Source organism: Streptococcus sp. NPS 308 (assembly GCF_002355895.1).
Classification (GTDB): domain Bacteria; phylum Bacillota; class Bacilli; order Lactobacillales; family Streptococcaceae; genus Streptococcus.
Genome location: NZ_AP017652.1, coordinates 736,704 through 758,203, shown reverse-complemented (window position 1 = coordinate 758,203; position 21,500 = coordinate 736,704). Strand labels below are relative to the sequence as shown.

Below are 21,500 nucleotides of genomic sequence, written 5' to 3'. Positions count from 1 at the left end.
TCTTCTCTGCCTTCCCAAGAAAAGCTGATGATGAGTCATTCTAACTAAGACTAAAGAGTGTTCGCAAACCTTGGTATAATAAACTCTTGATTAACATCGTTAAAATTGATTGTTCAAAAATTTTCGGAGTTGCCTTTGTTTAACAGTACTCAATCCCCATACATCTGATACTAACATCATCAACACAACAAGCATAAAAATATATCCCACATTTGATAATGATAATAATGATGAAAAATAAGAGAAGTACACCGTCTTACTGAAATAAACTAAATTTAATACTGTAGTTATTAGCATCGCACTAAAGAAAGATAAAAGAAAAATAAATATATTGTCAAAAAATATTATTGAAAAAATATACTTTTTCTTATACCCCAAGCTATATAAAATAGCTAGCTCTTTTGATCTATTGACTATATACCCTTTATTTAAAAATGCAATTACTGCTCCTATGACCAGTGAAATTACAATCGAACCAACTAACAATATTCTCACTAAGCCACCATAAATATCACTAAAAGTTCCCGACCTCATATCATATCTGGAAGCTAATCTATACTTAGGAAATAGTTTTTGCAGATTTTTAGAAATAGTCTCTACATCGCCAGTTATTTTTATTAACATTCCATCTTTACTTGTCCCTACAGCATTTACATAATTATCATAACTATCTATAATTTCTTTACTAGCCTTTGAAGTTTCAGGAGTCAACGATAATATATATTTGTGATGCTCATATGATTGTTGACTTAAAAAATATTCAAGATTAGATTCTTCAAAATAAGAAGAGTAGATTGGATAATCTGATTTCAAACTATTTTGATAATATGTTTGATAAACACCACTAATTATTACTTTATCATTCTTTTTTTCATTAGTGTATATATTCGTTGTTTCCAGCTCACTCTCTTTCCCAAGAACTTTTTGATAGTCTTCAGTATTGAAATGTTGCAAAACAAAAGTATCTGGGACTAAAACTTCGTTACTATCATCCTTTGGATAGTCACCTGATAACAGGATTATATTCTCCGAATTATAATCTGGAATAAAGTATTTAGGAACATTGAGTTTTTGGAGATAGAATGAAAGTGAAGAAATTTTATTCCAGCCATAGTTAAACTTTCCTATTTTACTAGAAAAATCTTTTTCAGAAAAACTTAAATTTAAACTATTATAAGCATTGTTATAGTTAGATTTTACACCATAATTAAATAAAATTACCTTCTCAATTCCATCAATAGATTCAACTTGTTTTTTATCTTTCTCTGAAAAGCCTATCCTCTTACCATCATAAGGGCTTTGTATATTATTTTCGTTATAATCTTTTATTGTATCGGTATTGAGTTGCTGAGTAGATACCAATATGACTCTTTCACTTATTCCTGTAAAAAAACGCTCAAAACTAAGTAAAGAAGCTGAACGATACGCAGTAAAGCCTAGTATAAAAATAGATATTATTAAAGTCATAGGAACTATCAAAAGTAATTGCCTCTTAATATTTCGAATTCCCTTTAATTTTACATAATCTATAGTAAAGTTAAAGGGAATTTCCCGATTATTTTCGTTTAAATTATCAGATAACTTTACATTTTCCTCTATTCTTCTGATTTCTTTAATTGTTTTATCTTTTATCTCATATACAACATCTGCCAAATTAGCCAACTCTCTATCATGAGTGATATAGAAAATAAGAATTCCACGATTTCGAAGTTTTTGTAGATATTTAAAAACTAATTGGCTAGTTAAACCATCTAAGTTTCCTGTAGGTTCATCTAATAGTAAAATCTTTGGGTTTTTTATAGCTGCACGTGCAAGAGCTACTCTCTGCTTCTGCCCTCCGCTTAACTCAAAGCAAAAATTAGATTTCAAATCAAAAATATCTAATTCTTTCATGATACTTTCGATATCTGAATCCGATGCATTACTTGCTAATTTTAAATTTTCAAAAACAGTAAAGTCTTCCAAAAGTTTATAATCTTGAAAAACTAACCCTATCTTTGATTCTCTTAACCTAGCCCATGTATCTAAACTATATTCTTTTGCGTTTTGATTGAATAAAGTATACTCTCCTTCATATTCCTGATCTAAACCAAACAGAATATTAAACAATGTTGATTTACCTGTTCCACTCTCACCTATTAATGAATAAATTTTATTTGGGTCTTCTACATTAAGTGAAACTGAATCCAAAACTATTTTTTCTTTGTATTTTTTGTTAAGATTTGAAATTTTCAACATACCTTTTACTCTCCAGTGTCATCTAAAAATAATATGAGAACCTGTTGTAAAATCGTTGTACTAGTAAATTTAAAAATAGATCAAATTTATATCAGTATAATTTTACTTTTATTAAATGACTAAGCGCCCCGGATATATAGTATATTTTCCAAAAAATAAAAGTTGAGTTATTTAGAATAATACTAATGTAACTCAACTGATAGATTTTTGCTATTTTGAAGGGTTAGACATTAGCTTAAAAAGCACTAATATTCAGACAACAAGTTTTTATGAATCAAACCAAGGTGAATGCCAATATCTACCGTTTATAATAACCTGCCCCTGTCTATCTAAAGCAGGTTGCCCCCAGTAATTATTAGACGCCGATTGTTCAGGTCCTAATGTGTGATTACTATACCCAATCCAATCACCATTTGCTCGAACAACCCTAAAAGTAAAGTGACCTACCTCATTAAAAGAATTAGAGGTCCCTACTTCTGAAACACCGTTTGCATCAAATTGGAAATTAGAAAACCATGAGCCATGTGCGGCAAATGCAGTAGTCCCAGAAATAAGGGATAACGAGGTAAGAGACAGGAATATTAATGACTTAAATTTCTTTAACATATTTTTTCCTTTCTTTTTAGGCAATGTATTTTTTAATTTAAACGAAGCAACAACTTTTTATCAGTATACTTCAAAACATCGATGTGATTATACCTACTATCATTGAATCTAACGACAATATCATCGCCACTAACGACATATATGTTGTTAATGGCTTGCGTTGTATCACCTACCAGGATATTTGATAAATCTGTATCTACTGTGGTTTTTGTAAAAATTGCCTTCGTTTTCATAAAATATAAATAGACATCATTACCTATTTGTATCGCTTGATAATTTGAGATTTGTTCAAAATTATCTAGATCCGCTTTAGCAGATATAGAATAATCTTTATCAGTTTTTATTACTTTTACTTGTAAAGACTCTAGTGGTATAATTACTCTTGTACTGTCTTGATATACTTTCCAGCTATAATAACCCCCAAATAGCAAAATAATCCCAATAATTATTAATAGAGTTTTTTTTCTAACCATAGCTTACTCACATTCCAATCTTATTGAGGAGAATCTAGTTTATAGTTTCCTTTACAACACATTAGCTAATTTCATTCATTAGCGAGAGCTTGCTAAATTCTATAAATTCTTTCCCCTTCTAAAAACTAAAATTATTACTCTCAATGAATGAAGGTATAATAATCTTTTATTTAAACATCTTCCTCCTTCCTTTTTTGTTTTGGTTAGACCTGTTTAAAAATCATATTTTCATTTATTATTATACTCTCTTATTTTTAATTTGTATACACTTACGTTGTTCCTATTTTTTATGTTTTTGTTTTATTTTGTACGATAAATTGCAATAAAAAGTTCAACAAAAAACCATTGATTCACAAATCGTTAAAACTGTACAAAACAACACAAACAGACATGAGGAGATTCTATGAGCCACTTACATATTACCATAATTTATTCCCTACAGATATAAGCATATCTTGAAGAAAGTTTTAATCAGTCCGATATTGCAACTAAGTTAGGTTTTCAGCCATAGAAACACTTCAGAAGTTTTTCCCTTTTACCACATTTTTTTGTGAAAATACCAATTTTTTTGATATGATTCTCATGGTTCCCTACATCAGATAAATCATTGTATATTTTAACAACATTAGACATTAGATACCCTCCTAATTTTTGAAATTTTTAATTCATATTATAAATATAAAATATTATGGTAATAGATTCTTATTTAACAACATCATATGCTTATTCAAAACCAACAAAGGTAGAACAAATCTTGTACGAATAACAGCTTGGCTATTACTTTAAAATAAATTTGCAGCTCCAGGATCAATATCTTCAGAAGCAACATATTGATTTTGAACTACTAACTGGCTATTTAGAGTTACACCTATCCCTACAAGGGTAAGTCCCAAAACTAGAGATGTAACCGCTTTCCTAAACAAATTTTTCATATGTCTCTCCTCTCATTTTTTGTACTTATTTTAGCACTTCGATTTTATATTGTCAAGTTTTTTATAATATTTTTTTATTTTTTTTTATTTGATACTTTTTTGTATCTTATTTGGATTTAAAAAACGATGCTCACTAGAACACCGTATTCCTTATTCTGTTATATCTGCAAGGTAATGCTCAACTTTCAAAGCCATTGACATGTTTTCCCCAAGTTTGTAGAGGAGATGGGCAGTCTCAAAATATTCTTTTACTGAACTTTTTGAAGAAAAATTCTTACTTACATTTCCCATTAATAAATATAAATCAGCTAATAGATAAGTTGTCCTGTACTCCTTACATTGCTTTATAGTAGCTGTGATTTTCGTAATAGCTTCTTCAATATTTTTCTGTAACCATAGGTAACGACAAACGTTATAGTTGAACTTAATAAATAGCTCTAATTCTTTGATTGTGTTTAAATTTAGTTGGTTTACTTGATACTCTAACTTTTCTCGAATTTCATTAAAACGCTCTAAATTTTCAATATCATAATAAAAATTAAATAGAGTATTTGAAACTTGAAGGTAATTCAAATCAGAGACACTTAACTGTGACATTACCTCCTCTAATCGTGTAATCGCATCTTCTTTGTGACCATAAAAATAATAATCTATCAGAGACTTTACCCATTCCATGTAGATTTTATCTGCCAGAGATAAGCGATGAGCTTTTACACGCTCCAATTCATATATATATTTCAATGATTCATAATTTCGGTTTGTGATAAATGTTTGTGCTAATTTTTTAAACTCTGATAACTCATCAATCTCCTCTACAATTTGCTCATCAAAAAAGTAGTCCATACTAACTTTTAACTTCTTAGCAAGGGAATGCAGAAAATCCGCTCCAGGGGTAAACTCTCCACTCTCTAATCGACTAATTTGCCCCTGTTTACAAATCCCTTCAGCTAGTTCTCGCTGAGACATTTTTAATTCTTTTCGTCTATTTTTTAATCTGGTTGCTAATAGTGTACCCACATTTGCATCTTCCTTTTCTATTTGATTTCAATGTTAATTGTAACATGATTAAATTTTAAATACAAATTATTATACCAAAAGATACAAATTATATATAAAGAATGACTAGATAGGTTATTTTTGAAAACATATCCCTTCTTCTTTTGAAATTTTCTTACTCAAACGATTGATAAACTTATTCACTTTAAATACGATGTTTTCATATCTATCACTCTCTAATTCTATCTGGATACCTAACTCATTCAATTCCTTCTCAACAACATCAATGCCAATTTTATCAGTTATATTCAATTTTGAAAGATTCAATTTCATTTTTTGCTTATTCTCAACTGAAGCTAGTAAATATTCTGCTACTTGATTTAAGGTTGTCACTCGTTCTTGCAAAGCATTGATTCTCAATTCTGAAGCTGCTAATTCATGAATTAAATCATCTTTAATTGTAATATAAGAGTGCTTATCCATATCCAGCTCAAGTAAAGTATACACTTCCTCAATCTTCTCCTTTATCATCTCCACAGTTGTTTCCCTATGGAACGGAATTGTTAGATTTTCAGAGCTGAATTGACGAATCAACGTTCTACCTTTCATATACCGATTTTTCTCGGCATCATCTTTGTAATAGACATAGTAGGAACTTGTTTCTCTGATAAAAACCTTCACCTTTTCCTCCTCCATATCGAGCTCCATGTTAGGCAAAAAGATAAGCCCTTCCTGACGAATACCAAACTTGACCTTGATGTAAATACCATCATCCACTACTGTTTCGATTTGATTGAGTGACAACTCTACCTCAAATTCATGAACAGCATCTCTGTTTCTCCTGAACTCTTGATAAGACTCCCAAAACTTCTCCTTGTTTGGGAGTTCTTTTTCTTTGGAGAATCTCTCTTCTTGATAAACTTGAACTAAATCCTTAACTTCTGGAGCTTTCAAATCTTTTCTCTTCTCAAAATAATCTTTGAAAAACTCTACATCATATAAGTTTTTCTGGTCTAGTTCTGTCTCTTTCACTTCTACTCCTGCAAATTGAAAAGAAACATGCTTTTGCTTAGGTTTGATATTTAATCCAAATAGTTTTGCTTTTTTAACCAGATCTTCTAAGCTATCAACTTTGAGTAAAAGAAATTCCATAAGCTCTTCCATTTTCCTTTTGGCAAAGTAATTCTTGAAAAATTCTTCTGTGTAAGCTTGCTTGCGATTGAGTTTATTACCACGCACCACTTGTCTCATAGTTGAGTCCGTCATAAAAAAGGTAGCATGCTTGTGACTGAAATCCATCTCCACATGTAGTAATGGGGCGTTCTTTTTGAAATCCTCAAAATCGGTAGAATTTTCCATCAAAAAAAAGAGTCGTTGCTTAAGTTCATACTTGTGATTAGTCTTACGATAAACTTTATACTGCTGGTAAGAATAGCGATTCTCGATAATTCTCGCCCCTGCAATTTTAGAAAATCTATCTGAAATCATGCGAAGAGTTCGTTCCACTTTATAATTCCACTTTAGTTTTTTGTCCGAATTGTTATCAACCGAATTAACAATGATATGATTATGGAGGTGATTTTTATCAACGTGAGTCGCAACGATAAAACGAAATTTACCACCAGTTAACTCCTTCATTGTCTCATAGCCAATCTGATTGATTTGTTCAAGAGTGAGATGATCTTCGGGTGAAAAGGACTGAATGATATGATGAGCATGAATTAGTCGTTGATTTTCCTCATGCCTTTTGTGGCGAAAATCGTAAAGCGTATCATTACTGATAAAATTTTCATGATACATCTGCACCATCTCCTCATAGCTAGGAAAATCCAGAAAATTCCTCATACCATAGTCCGATACCAATGCAAGATTCTTGGTCTTCTCAGGATTGAGAATATACTTGATGATTTTTTTGCGATAACTCTTTCCGTGAACGGCAAAATGTTTAGTGATGACCATGAAACTCCCTCAACTTTTTAGCTTGAATACTAAACTCTTTCTCTACCTCTCTTATCAATTCGGAGATTCCTTTTTTCAAGTTCTGCAATTCATCATTTGAAATTAACTGAGATTGGTTTACACTTCGGGCAATCTGGTTAATATTGTTGCCAATCCTCTTCAACTCAAACACCAAATCTTGATAACCAGTTGTATCAATGGTGATGAAATTCATACCAGGATCAAGTAGGGTTCGTCGAGCATATTCTGAAAAAGATTGACAACCGCTTTGGTCGATACAATGTTTCAACTGACCCAATTCGCTATCAGACAGAAAAACTTTCTTTAGATTGGTTCGGTAACGATTTTCCATGCGCCTACCTCATGTATTTTTTACGGAAGTCTTGACTAAGAGGAATGGAGTTCCCTATTTCTTGAATCAATTCCTGAACGCAGGTTAAGAGAATGGATACATGTTCTTGGGTGACTTGATGTTCTGCCCTTGATAAGATTAAAATCTCATAAACATCAAGACTGATTTGTTCTAGCTTTTGAGATTGCCAGAAAGTGAACCACTTTTCAGCAGTCATTTCTAACTCGTTTTCCAGTAACTTGTTTCTGGCAAATGAAGAAAAGTGTTCAAATCCTTTATTTTTCATCATTATGTCAATCATTTCTAATTCATTTGTGGTCAAATTAACCTCTTTGCGAATGTCTCTGTATTGTTCTGGCATACTACTTCCTCACTTTTATCTATTGTCGGATAATTCCCGCCCCCGTGTCAACCACGGGAAACTCATAAAGACACAATCTATCATCTTGTAAGGCTTTGCGAGCTCAGATATTGTGTCCACAATATCCCAAAAATCATATCGCCAACCGACCAAAACTTTCCAGTTTTGACAGCCAACGATAAGATAACTTGGTGGCTTCGCCCCCAACCCCCCCATTGAAAAATCTTAACTAGATTTCTACATGCTTAGAAAAGTATAGCAGAGGATAATTGGAGAAGTTATCACATGAAAAAAGAGAGCAAAAGCTCTCATAACAATCCACTTAAACACTACAGAGTAGTTAAAAATTAGTAACTAATATTTTATATAATAAGAATCTTTCCCTGTCTTATTTTTTATGACAATACCTTTTTTATCAAATGTACCTACCACGTTTTTTTCGTTATCTAATATCTGCATTGTAACTTCATTCAATTTATATATTGCTCCGTCTACAAAAACTGTATCATCACAAATTTGTAGTCCGGTCGACTGGATTGCGATACCACAGTCTATTTTACTGTAATAACCTCTAAAACTATTATGAAAATGTGGCTTAAAAAACCAAGCACCTAATAAAACAAATATAATTACCGTTATAGGAAAAAGTAATACAGCATGATCAGGCTTATTTAGTAGTCTAAAACCATCTACTTTTTTCTTATTAGAAAGCTTTTTTAAGATATCCGACTTATAACTAACATAATAATTATCTTCTACTTTAAAAATTTCTTCAGTCATAGGTTTAATTCTTATCTTTTTCTTTTTGTTTGAGATTAATATATCATTTTTAGATAAATAATAGCACCTTTCTTTATTGTTAAAAAATAAACCCTTGTAACCACTATAAAAATCTGACTTATCAATTATCCATTCTTTTTTTGTGTAGCTTACTCTATTATAGATACCATTATATTCAACATTAGCACTTTTTCTTTCAATTTTCATTATCAAAAACTTAGCTATTTTATTGATAATGAAGTCACTATATTCAAAATAAGGAATAAGAAGATACAAAATAAGAAACACTTTTATTAAGGTGATTATAACATTAGGTGTAGAAAAATAACTTATATTCTGTATATCATCGTGTCTATCAAATATATAATTGAATAAATAATTAAAACCATTTGTATATATTACCTTTTCAGATACGATTAGTGCAATATAAAAGAAAGGAACAAAAATATAAATTTTATATTTTAAATTTAAAAATTCTTTTTCAAAATTGGAGTTTATATCTTGTTGAGTTCCGAACAAATTTTCTAAAAAATTATTTGATAATATTTTTTTTATATCTTCACTTATAAATTGAGGAACGATACTTATCAAAATGAGAGATATAAAGGTCCAACTTAACAAAGATTTTTCTATTCCTACTAAAGAAAAAGTAAACAAAGGAATTGTAATATAGATCAAAAGATACACAGGGGGCATCCTAGCTATATCGAATAAAATCTTCGATAGAATAAGACACATTGCTACTAATAATGGAAAACTATAAGCTGAAATTCCTATACCAGGTATAATTAACTCCCCAAATAAACTTTGTAACATTGTTTGGAAAACAATTCCCATAAAAATATACTTAGTACTTGTAAGTAGCGAACTTAAAAAATATTTCCAAAATGTTGGAGAATATTTCTTATTTAACTGATCATATATCGAAATAAAATAATATTTCATGTCTCCACGATTTATTATATAGTATATAAAAGAAATTATTATATAACCTACCATTACAAGCCACTCCCACAAGACTTGTGGAATATTTCTGATAAACCAAATAAAAATTGGAATCTCCAAAACAAGTGATAGAACATACTGCCACATCATTGGTCTTTTTATAAATAAATTTTTAGCTATTCGCATATTTTCTCCTAATCCGATATTTCCCTTACATCATCTTCCTATATTTTTCTAAATCGGATTGATTTACAAAATATAGGTTTCCCCTCGTACGTGTACACGCAACATAAAATTTACTTTTGGTTTGTGAAGAAAGTTCATTCAAGCGATCAGCTGCGAATAATTTGTATGATGTTGGATTTAATACTACACAAACATTGTCATATTCAGAGCCTTTACTATCCCCCCAATTCTGACTCTTGCATTCATAATCATAAGATTTTTGATAAAAAAGTTTCATAATATTGTCATCTGTCATTATTGATTCTATTTTTTTCTGTGAATCGATAAGAGTAATTTGGGAAGAAAGCTTTTCTTCTCGCTGCGATAAAATTTCAATAGCTAAATTATCAACAATAAAGTCACAAACTATTTTGGGACAACGATAACTTTTTGACAAACTCGATAAATCAATTTCATATCCTGAATCAGAAATAACTTTTAACCAATTCTCAAAACTCGAATGGATCCCTTTTCCTTTATTACCTCGCCTTGAAGTACTAAAGGTTTTTTGATAAAAATCTCCAAATAAAAATACTTCTGCATTAAGATTACTTAAACTTAAAAGCCAATCAAAATCATCTGACTCAAAATCCTGACACTCATCTACATAAATACAATCAAAAAATTTATCAATTCTATCCAAATATGAATTATCAAATCTAATTTCTTTCCTCTTATAGATTAATGAACCCCTTAATAGAGATTTAGAAAGTTGATTCTGAACAATTCTTCCAGTATTATCTATAGCAGTCTTATCAAATTTTCCTTGAGTTTTATAATCAAAATTTATTCCTTTTGGTCGTTTCCCTAAATATGGCACTAAGCAAAAACTATAAAGAAACTCAAAAACACCAAAAATAAAAGTAGACTCAGGAATATAGCCAAATTTTTCAATCAACTTTGCTCTGATTGTATTCTGGTTCGTCTCTGTATACGTAAGGATAAGATTTCTTTTTTGAGGATCAATACTTTCAATTATTTTAGTTGTTTTGCCACTTCCAGCAACAGCATGAATCAATCTTTTATTATCCATTCAATCGCCTCTTTAATATAATTGGGTATAATAAATTTTCCCCTTATATTATCAGTTTCCATTTGTTCTAGTAATCTCAGTGCAAATTCAGCCTTTTCCCTGAGCATGTATTCTAATAAATCATTAGATTTGGTTAATCCTGAAGACTCTAATAAATCCGAGTTACAATTATAAATGCATATCTCAAATGTTCGATTATCATTATCTAAATCAGAAGAAACTTTTATATTCTGGAATTGTTGATAAGAACTATATTTTGACTGTACTTTACTTTCGTAATCACCATCATTATCCGTGATAACTACTACTTTTTTATCAGTAAAGTTAGTTGCAATTTCTAAATACCTCTCAAAACTTAATCCATCTACAGAAATAATTGATACATTAAATTCTTCAGGCTTTTTGGAGTGGAGTATTTCGAAAAACTTCTCTACTAAAATATACTCAGCATTCCCCTCAACAAGAATTATCTTCTTACCTAGAGAGAAGTTCAATAAATTTTGATTAGTAGATTTTTTGAAAAATCTTACAGTATCTTTTTTCAAACCTTTAAGTTTAGATATCTGACCATTATCTAAAAAAAGAAGATTGTCTACACCCAATCTTGAAGCAATCATATTTGAATGAGTCCCAATAAAAACTTGAACACCTGTATTTGAACTTAGCATTCTAACCAATTTCTGGAGGTTTTGGAAGCTCAAATGATTCTCAGGTTCCTCAATAAGTAGTATTTTAACCGTTTCCTTGAGATGACTGTATGCATTTTCAACACCTAATAATACCTTTTCTCCTTGCCCTAAATTTTTTATATCTACACCATTTTTTACAGCTGATACTGAATTTCTAAATGAATTTTCTGATTCTTCAAAATGAAGTTGGAATTCTGAAGCATTCTCCTTCAACAGTTCATCCTTCCTTAAAGTCTTTAAAAAATTAAATGAATTTATCCTGTATTGATGATTAACTTTTGCTCTATTCTCAGCTGATATATTATCCAAATATACCTCATGAATACGTTTTTGAATTTCTTGTTGTGTATCAATAAGACTTGTATTTATCATTGAATGTAGAAACTTATATGGTTTGTTGTAAGAGGAATAGGTTTTCCCTGAAAATGTCAAAAATTCAACTCTATAAAACTCAAATGGAAAGACTGTCCATTTACTATCATTTAAGACAGAAGTAATTTCAGCTATATAATCTTGATTGGGAATTATTTTTAATGAAAGTCCAAAAGCTTTGATTTTTTGAGAGTTATGTTTCCCTTCAATATTGAAGTTAGAGGAAATTTCAGTACTTAATTCATCAAAATAAATCTCAATGAAGACCTCAGGGAGCTGATTTATATCCCTTGTACCCATAAATTTTAAAATCGCTTCTTGATTAATGATACTAGACAAACTACTTCTTTCAATTTGACTGTGACTACCACTCAGCACTAAACCAATCCCGTATAATAGAGTTGATTTCCCAGCACCGTTCTCCCCAACAAAAATATTAACTTCAGAATTACAAGTAAAATCAACATTCTGATAACGTTTAAAGTTTTGTAATATTATTCTTGATATCATACAGACTACCTAAACCTCGCATATTAGTTTGAATAGTTATTTATTAATATTATATCACATAAATGGTGTTAATTTTTCAAAATTGTAATTACAGATAAGATGAATATTGCTTTATTCTTGCATCTTAAAAAGATTTTGACATAATTGTTGCATAATAAGGCAATAGGAGTTTTAGCTTATATTTTTTAGTATTCGTCTTAAAGAACACAGAATAGATAAACACTATTCCCAATCTGAGCTATCTAATCTATTAAAAATCAATAGAACTTCATACAACAAGTGGTAAAGTAGTAAATCCGTTCCAGATCAAAAAACTCATTCTGCTCTTGCAAGAACACTTGATGGTCCAACAACATATTTTGAACCAGTATACAAGATTATGATCCCCTATCTTCAGCTCTCTTAAAAAAAAAATAAGATTCTGATACTGAAAAGAGAAGAATCCTTAATTTTATGAGCCTAGTAAATAGTGAATATCCAATTGATGATAGTTTCAATTACCAAAACTATATTTCTAATGCTGAAATTCCAGTAAAATATGAAAATTATGTTAAAGAAATAGCTAGACAATTTTATAATGATAACAAAAAAAATAACATTATCTGATGATAGTGTTATTTTTTGACTCTATAAAATTTGTAGAAATTTAATCCATCACATAGATTATACAATTTTTCAAACACATATAAAAACTTCCTTAAAATTATTTTGAATTACAAAAGAGAGAATCAATCTGACTCTCTCTTTTACTATGTTAAGTAGCAACTACAGTTTAACATTAGCCTTCATTACTTAACCCATTCACCATTGTAGTTTACGTAATAACCACCTACTGTAGTATTAACAGCTAAAGCACCTGAACCATAGGAATAGTACCATTTACCATTGACTTGGAACCAGCCTGTCTTCATATCTCCATTACTTGCATTTAGGTAGTACCAAGTTGAACCATCTTTCACCCAACCGGTAGACATTGCACCTGATGAACGAAGGTAGTACCAACTGTTAGAAACATAAGCCCAACCGGTCTTCATATCACCATTTTGAGCATCTAGATAATACCAAGTTGAACCATCTTTCACCCAACCAGTTGCCATAGCACCTGATGAACGGAGATAGTACCAGTTATTACCTAGATATTGCCATCCTGTTTGCATCGCAGCAGTTGTTGTATCGAGATAGTACCAAGCTGAACCATCATTTATCCAACCTGTACGTCTTTCACCACCAATATAGTTTTCTCCATTAACTTCTGTTTTAGCTAGATAATACCAGTTAGACTGATCATAAAGCCAACCTGTCTCTAAAGAATGATTCTGATTAAAGTAATAGTTCGTGTAATAACGCTTCTCTTCTTTATCTTCTGAATCTTCACGTTTTTCCCCGTACTCTTTTCCAACACTGTCTTTTGTTTTAATCTCTAATGCTTTCCAGCCAACAAATTCTTGTAGTACCCCATCTTGTCCAAAATAGTACCACTTGTGTTGAAGGCCGATTTCATTAACTGGTTGGTTATCTAATAAATTATCACGATAACCTGTTCCAGGAATTTCTAAGTATTGCCATCCAACTACCATTTTTCCTTTATCACCAAAATAGTAAGTTTTACCGTCTATTTTATGCCAATAGATTGCTTTATGATCATCTTTTACATAATATTTTCTATTATCCTTATCAACAAATTGGCCACCTGTGGTATCCGCAAATACAGTATTTGTAGCTAGCAAACCAAAGAAAAATGCTGTTAGTCCAACTTGCATAGTTTTTTTCAAAAGTTTCATTTATCTACTCCTCCTAATGGGATTATAGCATACTATTCTATTTTTTTCAATATATTAACTAAGAAGATTAAGGTATCTTCTCACTGGTCTTGTATACTATTGTATCTATCAGGAAAATACACTTCAAATTTCTTCAATATATAAAATAGACCATTCCAGAATCTACTTTACTCTATATTAATTTTGATCACTATTTTTCTTCTTAATGGTTTATATCTTTTTAATCTTTATATTACCTTTTATTTTTTACTCACTTTATTATTGCAAAATTACAGTTGCATAGAGTTCGTTATTGAAATAAATATCTAGCTCGTTTTCAAAATTACCACTATATATGCCACCACTTTTTTATAAAAATAAACTTCTAAATTACCCTCATACTCGACTCCAAAATTAGAATCTGCTTCTAAATCTTCTATCTGAACAGAATAAATCATTTAGAAAATCTCGATTTTCTAATAAATTTGTACTTACTTCCTTTAAAATATACAAATAATCATTGTTGTAAGTTTGTAATTAACTCAAAAGTATTAGATATAATTTTAAAACAGTGTTTTAAGCCATTGTTGGCCAATACTATAGTTTGCTATTTAACTCTAACTAAAAAATCACTATACAAATCAAGCTGCTAAAAATGAATTTATGGTATACTAGTGATAATAAATTGTTATCGGTAGGAGAAAAAATGAACTTTACTGACTATAAAAGTGAAATAGCTAATATTGTGGATAAATTAAGAAAAAATCAAATAGCTGTATTTTGTGGAGCAGGAGCCACATATGATTTCACAGGTAAATCGTGGAAAGATTTATTCGAATCAGAATTTGAAATTAACGATAAAGAAGAACCAAATTTTTATAAGTTTGCCCAGTTTTACGAACTCCATATGAGTAGATCTTATTTAGAAACCAATATTTCAAACGCCTTCTCCAAAAAAGTTACAACAACAAATTATTCAAAACATATTAAAGCATTACTGCAATTACCAATAACTGAATTTTGGACTACCAATTTTGATACCGTCATCGAATCTATGATTGAAAACGAGACACAGTTGATTCCGTCAGTTATCTACAATAGTGAAAATTTAGTAAAAATAAATGAAAATAAAAAATACAAAGTCTTTAAAATGAATGGATCTTTGACAGATACAAAATCCATGGTTATTACAGAAAATGACTATAATAAGTATTTAGTTGAGCAACAAGTATTATTTGAACAGCTAAAACGTGAACTAATACTAAATTCGTTTATTTTTATAGGTTATAGCTTTTCTGATAACTTAGTATTGAATTGTTTATCTGAGATAAAAAGAAGTCTTCCACATTTGAATAATTTCCATTATCGTGTAGCTGTTAAAGATACTGAACATCCTGAATTTGAGAAAATTGAAAAGAGATATTTTGAAAACAGTTATAATATAAAGACTATATATGTAGATGATTTCAATGAAATTGATGATTTTCTACACCATTTACATCAGCTTTATAAAGAAAAAAATATTTTTATTTCAGGATCTTTTAGAGATTTTTCTACTGAAGAAGAAAATTATGCTAATAAGCTTTGCAAGGCGCTTGTTGAGAAACTACTTGATAATGGTTATAATATTTATAGTGGAGATGGTAAGAGATTAGGTTCCTATATTATTTCCAATTCTGCAAGAAAATTAATGGGATTGAGCGAACAATATATTCATAACAAACTTACCATTATGCCATACATTGATCACACATTTAAACATAAACCTGCTAAAGACGAGGAAAGAGTATCCCTTATTGAAAAAATGATATCTAATTGTTCAACTAGTATATTTTTATATGGTCAATCTGAAGAGGGAACTCATAGTGAAGGTGTGCTTACAGAATTTCAAGTTTCGCAAGATAATGGACTCAATGTGATTCCATTAGTATCAACAGGTTTCTCAGCTGAAAAAATTTTTACTACTTTAAAGGAAAATAATCTCCCCTATTATTTGGAACGATATGAGAATAAACTAAATAGTAATGATATAGAAGACATTACTTCTACTGTTATTGAGATTCTTAAAGAAATAAATAGAAAACCCTAAGGGGTTGGGCCAAAAGTCTTTAAAACCAGAAAAACGCATAATATCAAGCCTTGAAAAACGTTGATACTATGCGTTTTATTGTGGGAGGATTTACTTCATTGTCTGCGAAAATTGACTTTTTGCCCAGCCTCTTATTTATAAAATGAATTTAGCAGTAAAAGAGATAAATTTTCTAAAATTTGTAGTTCCCTTAAATCTGTATTGATATTTAACTTTGTGAATGAATATAATTTTTCAAAGCCAAAATAATAGTAACTAGGAATTTGAGAGAAATCCTTCGTCGATTTAATATACGTATAAAGTAAATATAGTATTGTCATTTTAGAATTGTAATTACTTCTATCCATAGATAAATATAGAATAATTATTTCGGTTATATAGTTGTCTTGACAATTATTTGCATAATATTGGAATGTCTTATCGTATGTTTTCGTCAATAAATCATCTGTGATTTTTGAAACAATGTGATATGCAGTAAATATGCTTTCATCACTATTAGAAATAAATTTACATACAAATTCTAAAAGAAATTGAAAGTTTTTGGGGATTTGATTAATAGGCATATTGTAAAATATTGGGAATATAGATACCTCATTCTTTAATTTACGTTGCCATAGAATATTTAATTCTCTGTTGCAGTAATCTCCTTTTTGGAAACTTTCACTTATAATTATAACAGCATATTTAATGTTACTGCCACCTGCTCCATTCTTTAAGTTGACATCGAATCTATTGTCACCTAAAAAAATGTCTTTTCTGTCATACCAAACCTCAAATCCAAAACTTAATAGATGATTTAATATTTTTTCGGCAATTGTCTCTCTATCCTTTATACTGAAACATAGAAAAATCACATTTAAACCTCCTACCGATAACAATTTATTATCACTATACAAAGCACCCAAATAGGTTTATAATAGCATGATTATTGATAAAGGAGATTTTTATGGATTATAAACTTATTTCTACTTACTTAGATTATTGCAAAACTCATAAGCGTTTGAGTTCACACACGATTCGTGCTTATAAGAATGATCTTATACAATTTTATAACTCAGACTATGATAATGTCGAATCCTATATCGAAGAGTTGACACGATCTAACATGAAAACGAATACATTAAGAAGAAAAATTGCTTGTATGAAGGTGTTTTATAACTATCTAAAATACCAGAACATAATTGAAGAGAATCCCTTCAATCAATTGCGCTTTCAATTTAGAACTGAAAAAGTATTGCCTAAAACAATTCCGTATGATATTCTGAAAAGCATTTTTATATACTTAGAACGGAAAGTAATTGTATCTAAAACTGACTATCAAAAACAACACGCTGAAAGAAATCTACTAATTATTTCACTTTTACTTTCAACAGGCATCAGAATTTCTGAACTTTGCCACATTCATCTCAAAGACATTAATCTGTCCAATAAGACACTCCATATTATAGGAAAAGGTAAGAAAGAACGTATCCTATTTTTAGGAGATCAAAAAACATTCAATTTATTAGAAACATATATAAATAAAACAAGAAATGAATCCAATGATTTCTTGTTCCCAGGGAAACATTCGCCTAAACCATTGTCAGAGCAAAGTGTACGTTTAATTTTAAAGAGAATCGTTGAACAAAATAGCTTATCTAAAACTATTACACCACATATGTTTAGACATAGCTTTGCAACAATGCTTCTAGATAATGATATAGATATTCGATATATTCAACAAATTCTTGGACACAGTTCTATATCAATCACACAAATCTATACTCACGTATCTCATTCAAAACAAAAAGAAATACTTAGTTCTTTCAATCCTATGTCAGTGATTCATTCTGAAATCGAGTAAGAGACATTTCGAAGGTTACAGTTTACTTCATCTTAAATTAATGTTTGTAGTTCGACTTTAGTTAATAGATTTTATACTCAACAAAAGCAAAAAGCATACAAAACTCCACTTTGAATCAGCATTTATACTATATTCCGTATTAAGAACTCCATAATTGTTTTTCTAAAATATAACTTTCAAGTATCCTTAAATATAGATGAGGAAAAACTCATACTAGCCTAAAATCAAAAAACATATTATAGTAGTTATGAAACTTACAAACGAGGAAATACAAAAAATTGAACAATTCCTAAGAGATTCATCGTACGCCAAATATCACAAACGACTACAGATTATTTATTTTCGCTCAAAAGAAAAGAGTTATACGGAAATCATGAATCTGCTAGATTGCAATAAAACAACTGTTTGGAGGAATTTGAAAAATATAAGGAGTTTGGTTTGGATGCTCTTCTTCAAGAGACCCGTGGCTGTCGCCATCGCGAATATATGACTTATGAAGAAGAGAAAGCATTTCTAAAACGCCATATAGAAGATGCTCAAGCTGGGGAATTTGTAACTGTCAATCAGTTATTTGAAGCCTATCAAAAAGAGATTGGTCGTATTTCCACACGTGATGGTTTCTATTATCTTCTGAAACGCCATGGTTGGCGAACAGTCACTCCTCGACCTGAACATCCCAAGAAGGCAGACGCTCAGACAATTGAGACGTCTAAAAATAAAATCTACATTCGATACCTTAAGTAAGCGCTTTAAAGAGGAGGGATCTTATAACAAAGTACGTTTGATGTATCAAGATGAAGCTGGTTTCGTGAGAATCAGTAAGATGAGTTCTTGTTGGGCTCCTAAAGGAGTCCGACCTAGCATTCATATTCATTGCTCCTCAATTTTAAATTTAATGATTTTTCTATTTAATAATATCCAAATAGTTACGATAGCGTATATAATAGTTGCAATCAGGTAAACAGCCTGTATACCAATCCGACTACTTAAATAGCTAAATATTGCCAAAGAGCCAGATGAAGTAATCGTTAATATTAATTGCCTTAGAGAAAAAACACGTCCTATCGAATAAGTAGGGGACTTCTCTTGTATTAATGATTGTTGCACCAAATCTCTAATTTGATACGGAATTCCAATGAAAAAGTTAATAACAAGAGCCAAGAAAGCTACTTTATTAAAAGCGTATATACCTGTAAAAATAGCAACCACAAGTGATGAAAAAAAGATAACTTTTCCCCCAAACTGAGAAATATACTTAGAGTATCTAATGCTTATAATTCCTCCTACAATCGAACCTACAAAGTAAGCAGCTCCTTGAAATCCCCACCATTCCTCTGATAAGTTCAAAAAACTCGTCGTGAAAAATAATAGAAAAGTTTGCGTCCAAATCACATTAGCAATTGATTCACATGTGTCCATAATGGTTATATTCCACAATTCAGTAATATGGAACAAATCATACCATCCCTGCTTCAATCTCTCAAAATAAGGGAGTAAATTCGTTTGCACTCTATCTTTTGTATCTATTTTCTTCAAGAGCCACAAGGATATAGTAATCATCAAAATAATCACACAAAATGCCGCAAAAGGATTAAGGAATAGAACAAAAGGTATTCCAAATGTCCAAGTAGCAGTTTGAAATACTTGAATGACAGTATAGAAAATACCATTTAAACGAATTCTATCCTCTTTAATTATATCTGCAAGCAATACACCTTGCGCAGGAGAAATAGCGCTATCTAATAAACTCAATAAAAATTTTGATATTAACACAATATATATATATCTATAAGAACATATGAGTAGTATAATAATAAAAACTTTGGCTATCAATGCTCCTAGCATAATCCACTTTGCTGAAATCTTGTCAAAAATATTTGAAAGTAGAATACTTCCTAATATTCGTGAAATAGATCCAACAACTAGAATCATACTTGTATCAAATAGCGATTGACTCATTTGATATACAAAGAGAATTAAAACCATATCTAACAATATTCCAGCAAGAATAATAAATACTTGGGCTGTTAGAAACTTTAAAAATGACTTACTAAGTTTATTACTTTTTATTTCTGTTCTCACAACTATCCTTTTTCAAATATTCATTTAGTTTAGAAAAATCATAATATTTTACTAAATACTCTTTAAATTAATAGTTAACATGCAACGTCTTATCTATAATACATTGGTATCACCCCCTCCTACATCGTGTTACTTCATTAAGATGTCTTAAAAATTAATTGTACATTTTATATTTTTAGTAGTAGTAAGTCTTTGGGGAATCCCAAAGACTTAAGTGTACACCTAAGCACTCTATCCACCTACAATAATTATGATATCCAAAAATAAAAGCGATATTAGTAAATACTTAGTAAATTTTGAAATCTTCAGCATCTTATTTCTCCTTTTTTCTTTTCTATATTGTACAATAAAGAAAAGAAATTATAGTTTTTGTTGTGAAAGTGGGAATATATGAAATTCAATTTAGGAAAAACCCTTCGAAAAATTCGTAAAGGAAAACAAATTAGCATTAGTTCTGTCGCTGATGAACATTTATCAAAATCACAAATTTCTAGATTTGAGAGAGGGGAATCTGAGATATCTTGTGGTAGGTTAATAAATATTCTTGATAAACTTAATATATCATTAGAAGAATTTTTGATAATCCATAATAACGATTTTGGAAAATGTGAAAACTTTATGAATCTTATAAAACATATTCGTGAAGATTATACCCTACATCGTGTTATATCACTCAAGAATACACTATATTGTAATAGCGATTTAACAGACTTTGATAGGACAATGTTAAAATCAATTATATATACTCTTGATAGCTCTCATAAACCTACTGACGAGGAATTATTAAAATTAACAGATTATCTTTTCAAAATAGAAAATTGGGGTTATTACGAAATAATATTACTAGGAAACTGTGTCCGAACCATAGAGTATTCTTCTTATTTTTTACTAACTAAAGAAATGTTGAAAAATTATATATACTCCTCTTTAAATAAAACAAATAAAAAATTAGTAACCCAACTTGCTATTAACTGTTTAATTGCAAGTATAGATGTTAAGAAATACAACAATTGTAGATTTTTAATCAAAGAAATATCTAGATTACTAGATAACGAACTCAATTATTATGAACAAACTGTATTCTTATATGCTCAAGGATACCTCGAATTTGCACAAGGAGCTCAATCTGGAATATCCAAAATGAGAGATGCATTACAGATTTTTGATATTCTAAACGAGAGTTCAATAAAAAAACAGTACGAGGATCATCTTTCCTCACTTATTGATAAATAATAAAAGTGAGTACTATATTTAC

Annotated in this window: 17 protein-coding genes and 1 pseudogene; 4 read left to right on the top strand and 14 right to left on the bottom strand. The window is 30.0% G+C overall.

Annotated features, from left to right (window positions below; translation table 11 throughout):
- Positions 1-99 precede the first annotated feature (99 nt).
- From SNAG_RS04025 to cbpJ, 12 genes are all read right to left on the bottom strand, one after another.
- Positions 100-2,238 (bottom strand): ABC transporter ATP-binding protein, encoded by a 2,139-nt coding sequence (locus SNAG_RS04025; protein WP_096406770.1) that lies wholly within the window; start codon positions 2,236-2,238, stop codon positions 100-102.
- Positions 2,239-2,505: 267 nt separating this feature from the next.
- Positions 2,506-2,844 carry a hypothetical protein gene (locus SNAG_RS04020; RefSeq protein ID WP_096406768.1) on the bottom strand — a complete coding sequence of 113 codons (339 nt, stop codon included), beginning with the start codon at positions 2,842-2,844 and terminating at the stop codon, positions 2,506-2,508.
- Between the two features lie 32 nt (positions 2,845-2,876).
- Complete coding sequence (locus tag SNAG_RS04015; protein ID WP_096406765.1) at positions 2,877-3,317, bottom strand: hypothetical protein; 441 nt, start codon at positions 3,315-3,317, stop codon at positions 2,877-2,879.
- Between the two features lie 782 nt (positions 3,318-4,099).
- On the bottom strand, positions 4,100-4,249 hold the full coding sequence (locus SNAG_RS09755) for a hypothetical protein (RefSeq protein WP_157740113.1): 150 nt from the start codon (positions 4,247-4,249) through the stop codon (positions 4,100-4,102).
- A 150-nt stretch (positions 4,250-4,399) separates the two neighbouring features.
- Positions 4,400-5,266: a helix-turn-helix domain-containing protein gene (locus tag SNAG_RS04010; protein ID WP_096406763.1), complete on the bottom strand. Its 867-nt coding sequence runs from the start codon at positions 5,264-5,266 to the stop codon at positions 4,400-4,402.
- 114 nt (positions 5,267-5,380) lie between these two features.
- On the bottom strand, positions 5,381-7,204 hold the full coding sequence (locus tag SNAG_RS04005; RefSeq protein WP_096406760.1) for an SAG1250 family conjugative relaxase: 1,824 nt from the start codon (positions 7,202-7,204) through the stop codon (positions 5,381-5,383).
- Positions 7,191-7,556 carry a MobC family plasmid mobilization relaxosome protein gene (locus SNAG_RS04000; protein WP_048789085.1) on the bottom strand — a complete coding sequence of 122 codons (366 nt, stop codon included), beginning with the start codon at positions 7,554-7,556 and terminating at the stop codon, positions 7,191-7,193. The genes SNAG_RS04005 and SNAG_RS04000 overlap by 14 nt, the downstream gene beginning before the upstream one ends.
- A 4-nt stretch (positions 7,557-7,560) precedes the next feature.
- A complete protein-coding gene (locus SNAG_RS03995) occupies positions 7,561-7,917 on the bottom strand; it encodes an SAG1252 family conjugative relaxosome accessory protein (RefSeq protein ID WP_096406758.1) in 357 nt (118 codons plus the stop codon).
- A 354-nt stretch (positions 7,918-8,271) separates the two neighbouring features.
- Positions 8,272-9,828, bottom strand: a complete 1,557-nt coding sequence (locus SNAG_RS09905; RefSeq protein ID WP_231906654.1) for a hypothetical protein — start codon at positions 9,826-9,828, stop codon at positions 8,272-8,274.
- 25 nt (positions 9,829-9,853) lie between these two features.
- The gene (locus SNAG_RS03970; RefSeq protein WP_096406753.1) at positions 9,854-10,900 is read right to left on the bottom strand and encodes an RNA helicase; all 1,047 of its coding nucleotides are present in this window, start codon (positions 10,898-10,900) and stop codon (positions 9,854-9,856) included.
- The gene (locus SNAG_RS03965; protein ID WP_096406750.1) at positions 10,882-12,471 is read right to left on the bottom strand and encodes an ATP-dependent nuclease; all 1,590 of its coding nucleotides are present in this window, start codon (positions 12,469-12,471) and stop codon (positions 10,882-10,884) included. Before SNAG_RS03965 ends, SNAG_RS03970 begins: the two co-directional genes overlap by 19 nt.
- Positions 12,472-13,259: 788 nt before the next feature.
- Entirely contained in the window at positions 13,260-14,252 is a 993-nt protein-coding gene (gene cbpJ / locus SNAG_RS03950) for a choline-binding protein CbpJ (protein WP_096406748.1), read from the bottom strand.
- Between the two features lie 685 nt (positions 14,253-14,937).
- Here cbpJ and SNAG_RS03940 point away from each other — a divergent pair.
- Complete coding sequence (locus SNAG_RS03940; protein ID WP_157740112.1) at positions 14,938-16,320, top strand: SIR2 family protein; 1,383 nt, start codon at positions 14,938-14,940, stop codon at positions 16,318-16,320.
- A 131-nt stretch (positions 16,321-16,451) separates the two neighbouring features.
- Here SNAG_RS03940 and SNAG_RS03935 read toward each other — a convergent pair whose 3' ends face one another.
- Positions 16,452-17,174, bottom strand: a complete 723-nt coding sequence (locus tag SNAG_RS03935) for a toll/interleukin-1 receptor domain-containing protein (RefSeq protein WP_157740111.1) — start codon at positions 17,172-17,174, stop codon at positions 16,452-16,454.
- 92 nt (positions 17,175-17,266) lie between these two features.
- On the opposite strand from SNAG_RS03935, the gene SNAG_RS03930 reads away from it, so the two are divergent.
- Both SNAG_RS03930 and SNAG_RS09900 read left to right on the top strand, forming a co-directional pair.
- Positions 17,267-18,163, top strand: coding sequence for a tyrosine-type recombinase/integrase (locus SNAG_RS03930; protein ID WP_096406741.1), 897 nt, complete (start codon positions 17,267-17,269; stop codon positions 18,161-18,163).
- Between the two features lie 247 nt (positions 18,164-18,410).
- Positions 18,411-19,037: pseudogene (locus SNAG_RS09900) on the top strand (winged helix-turn-helix domain-containing protein); the annotation flags it as partial.
- On the opposite strand, the gene SNAG_RS03920 reads toward SNAG_RS09900, so the two are convergent.
- Positions 19,034-20,245, bottom strand: coding sequence for an MFS transporter (locus SNAG_RS03920; protein WP_096406736.1), 1,212 nt, complete (start codon positions 20,243-20,245; stop codon positions 19,034-19,036). The pseudogene SNAG_RS09900 and the gene SNAG_RS03920 overlap by 4 nt on opposite strands.
- 390 nt (positions 20,246-20,635) lie before the next feature.
- Here SNAG_RS03920 and SNAG_RS03915 point away from each other — a divergent pair, with 390 nt between their 5' ends.
- Positions 20,636-21,478, top strand: a complete 843-nt coding sequence (locus tag SNAG_RS03915) for a helix-turn-helix domain-containing protein (protein ID WP_096406733.1) — start codon at positions 20,636-20,638, stop codon at positions 21,476-21,478.
- The last annotated feature ends 22 nt before the right edge of the window (positions 21,479-21,500 follow it).